Genomic DNA, 3,763 nt, shown 5'->3' with positions numbered 1-3,763 from the left:
GGCAATTGAAAAAATTACGCGAGAGTCAACCAAAGGCCGACCTGATCGGACTGGTTTCCGACAACGGGACTGCCGAAGGCGTCGACCGAACCATCACCGAACATCCGCAGATCGATATCCTGGTCAACAATCTGGGCATTTTTGAAGCGGTTGATTTTTTTGACCTGACCGACGAAGCGTGGCAGCACATCTTTGACGTCAACTTGATGAGCGGTGTGCGTCTTGCCCGGCATTACCTAAAGCAAATGCTGGAGCAAAACAGCGGACGCATCATCTTCATCAGCAGCGAATCCGGCGTCGTGCCCGCTCCGGAAATGCCTCACTACGCGATGACGAAGACAGCACAACTTGCCGTCTCGCGTAGTCTGGCTCAGTTGACCAAAGGGAGCTCTGTCACGGTCAACACCGTGATGCCTGGTTCGACGTTGACCCCGGGCGTGAAGGAGTTCGTCAGCAACCTGTTTCCAGACGAACCCTACGATTCGGCTGAAAAACGATTCATGGCAGACAATCGGCCAACCTCGTTGATCCAGAGATTGATCCAGCCAGAGGAGATAGCCAACATGGTTGCGTTTGTTGCCAGCCCACTCGCATCGGCTATCAACGGAGCACCAATACGAGTCGACGGAGGCCTCATTCCAACGATCGCCTAAAGGCGTCGAAAAGTAGCGATTGAGGAAAATCGGGCGAGAGCAACGTTTTGAACTTGCCACCCATCCAGACGAGCGAAGAAGTGGATTCGCAGATCCGCCGCTTGCTTAAAAGCGGCACCGCGACCTCAAGCCGCTAAGCACTTACCGTACAAGAGGTTACAGAAGCCGATAGTGGACGCGGGCAGGAGTCGGGCAGCCGTTTGAACCGACAAGCTAGCTGACCAGCAATTGCGTAAATCACTGTGATTCAACAAAAAACAGCTCGCCGCAAACCAGTGCGACGAGCTGTTTTTGTATTAAAAGTCGGGCCGACTGGATTTGAACCAGCGATCTCCACACCCCCAGTGTGGCGCGATATCCAGGCTTCGCTACGGCCCGTGATCCGTCAGAAACACCCCTCAAACGTGGGGAAGACTATCGTCTTTCACTTCGTTTTCGGGACGTTTGAATCAACGTTCTGAAGATGCTAATCCAATACGATCGTTCTCGCTAGCCCGGATTGAACCGGAAGTCGCCACCGACTTCTTTTCCAATCCCCCCCGTTCGCCGAGATCTCGCAGATGCGGCTATCCGAATGCCCGATGCAGTTTTCTTTCGTAGTGAGACTCGCCAGAGTTCCTGGTGCTTCAACAACAAATACGGGAATTCTGCGGAATCCCACTACTCGAATATCACCCAATGAGTGACAAGGTAGATGGCATTGGGCGCGAGTCGCCCTGCCAAGATCGAACGTTTTACTCGCCTCAACCGGACGGCTCGCGCCGTGCCGCTAATAATGTGGAATCAAAACCGCAACCGGGCGGCTTGCGCCGCACCGCTAGTAATGCGGCGTCAAAACAGGAAAACGAGACGCTCGGTTTTGCGAAATCGTCCCATTGGATAATCTATTGCCTGTCTCGTTCGCTCGCATTCCCCCAGTTACCCCACTGCTACCACGATGCTCGTTTCTTGGAATTGGCTCTCCCGCTATCTCGATCTGCCGATGAGCCACGAAGAATTGGCTCTCCGCCTGAGTTTGTCAGGGCTGAACCACGAAGAAACCACCACGGTCGACGGCGATGTGGTGATCGATCTGGAAGTGACCAGCAACCGCGGCGATTGTCTGGGTCACTTGGGCGTGGCTCGCGAAATTGGCGTCCTGTACGACTTGAGCGTCAAAACGCCCGAAATCGAACTCAGCGAAGCAGGCCCGAAAATCGAATCGCTGCTGAGCGTCGAAAACCGCTACAGCGAAGCTTGCCCGCGCTACACCGCTCGCGTGATCCAAGGCGTCAAAGTCGGACCGAGTCCCGAGTGGATGGCCACAGCACTCAAGGCGGTCGGCATCGGCGTGGTCAACAACGTCGTCGACGCCACGAACTACGTGATGATGGAGTGTGGCCAACCGCTGCACGCATTCGATTACGGCAAAATCGCTGATAAAAAAGTCGTGGTCCGTCAAGCGGCGAAAAAAGAGACGATCGAGGCGATTGATCATCGCAACTACGAACTCGACGAAGCGATGTGCGTGATCGCGGACGCCAAAGAAGCTCAAGCGGTCGCGGGCGTGATGGGCGGGGCGGTCTCGGAAGTCGACGACACGACCACCAATCTGGTGATCGAAGCAGCGATCTTCACACCGCTGATGGTCCGTCGTGCGGCTCGCAAGCTGAAACTGCAAAGCCCGTCATCCTACCGATTCGAACGCCGCGTCGATCCCGTCGGCGTCGACTGGGCGAGCCGCCGAGTTTGCCAATTGATACTGGAAACTGCCGGTGGCAAATTGGCTGAAGGCGTAATCGACACCGCGCCCGAGATCACACCGAACTCGCCGGTCACGTTGCGATTGAGCCAAGTCGAACGCGTGCTAGGCATCAAAATCGATCGCGAAGAGGTCGAGCGCATTTTGGTCAAGCTCGGCTGTGACCACGAAAGCGGCAGCGATACGTACGTACCGCCGTCGTGGCGACATGACTTGGGACGCGAGGCCGATTTGATCGAAGAAGTCGCGCGGATTCATGGTTACGAAAACATCCCCGAGGATGCACCGATCCCGGTCGCGCCGAGCAGCAAACGTGACTTCGATGTTGCGATGGAGCGTATTCGATCGGTAATGACCAGTGCCGGATTTTCCGAAGCGATGACACCGAGTGTTGTCACGAACAAGCTTGACGAATCGCTCAGCCCGTGGACGGAATTGGCGGCGTTGAAAACCGAAACTGCGATGCTCAAAGGAGCTCGTACGCTGCGTCGATCGTTGATCCCAAGCTTGCTCGAAGGACGAGCGAACAACTGGGCCTCGGCCAGCATTCACGCGGACCTTTTTGAGATCGCTCACATATACTTGCCACAACAGAGCAACGAAGCGCTGCCGAGCGAGCAATACTCGTTGGCAATGGTTTCGGGTTGCGATTACTTGGAAATGAAGGGAGCGATCGAAACGCTTTGCCAGCGAATGGGCATCGCCGATGCGGTACAAGTCAAAGCGATCCAACGGCACGGGTTTGCCAAGGGCGCCGTGGTCGAAGTCAGTTGCGGCACACGGATGGTGGGCTATCTGGGCATTGTCGACCCAAAGGTCTTGAAATTGTGGAAGTTGCCAGCCCCCGTGGTTGCCGCAGAGTTTTCACTACCGACGTTGTTGGAGGCGGCTTCGCTTGTGCCACAGCAGCAGAGCGTCAGCATGTTCCCATCGGTTGAGCGAGATTTGAACTTTGTCGTTGCCGAATCTGTCCGCTGGAGCGAGTTGGAACGAGTCGTGCGGGCGGCAGTAGGCGAAGAGCTTGCTGGGGTTCGCTACTGTGAAACGTACCGTGACCCGGCCAAAGATGGCAAGGATCGCAAACGCGTTTTGATGTCGGTGTCATTGCAACTGCACGACGGCACGCTCAGCGGCGAACAGGCGGACCAATTAATTGGCCAAGTCATCGGCGCGTGCAAGCAAGAGTTGGCCGCCGAGTTGCTATCGTAGGCCGGATCAAAATCGCCAGAGCGATGAAGATCCGGCGGTGGCGGATGTAATGGCGAGTTCGTTGCCGCCGCCATGCCGGAACTCCGCTCCGCTGCGTTCCGGCCTACAATCGCACGTATCCGTAGGCTGGATCAAAATCGCGAGAGCGATGAAGATCCGG

The 3,763-nt window shown here is 56.1% G+C and carries 2 protein-coding genes and 1 tRNA gene; 2 read left to right on the top strand and 1 reads right to left on the bottom strand.

Going from position 1 to position 3,763, the window contains the following annotated elements:
- The coding region (locus RMSM_RS23450; protein WP_040769154.1) for an SDR family NAD(P)-dependent oxidoreductase at window positions 1-653 on the top strand (653 nt) is incomplete at its 5' end.
- Window positions 654-956: 303 nt separating this feature from the next.
- Here the strand turns inward: RMSM_RS23450 and RMSM_RS23445 are convergent.
- Window positions 957-1,031, bottom strand: a tRNA-Pro gene (locus RMSM_RS23445).
- A 559-nt stretch (window positions 1,032-1,590) separates the two neighbouring features.
- Here RMSM_RS23445 and pheT point away from each other — a divergent pair.
- Window positions 1,591-3,603, top strand: coding sequence for a phenylalanine--tRNA ligase subunit beta (gene pheT / locus RMSM_RS23440; protein WP_008702314.1), 2,013 nt, complete (start codon window positions 1,591-1,593; stop codon window positions 3,601-3,603).
- The last annotated feature ends 160 nt before the right edge of the window (window positions 3,604-3,763 follow it).

Source organism: Rhodopirellula maiorica SM1 (assembly GCF_000346295.1).
Lineage (GTDB): Bacteria > Planctomycetota > Planctomycetia > Pirellulales > Pirellulaceae > Novipirellula > Novipirellula maiorica.
This window is presented reverse-complemented; position numbering and strand designations above follow the sequence as displayed.

What these genes read in the sequence shown, in the direction of transcription:
- pheT (WP_008702314.1), top strand. Translation starts at nt 1,591, where the DNA reads ATGCTCGTTTCTTGGAATTGGCTCTCCCGCTATCTCGATCTGCCGATG.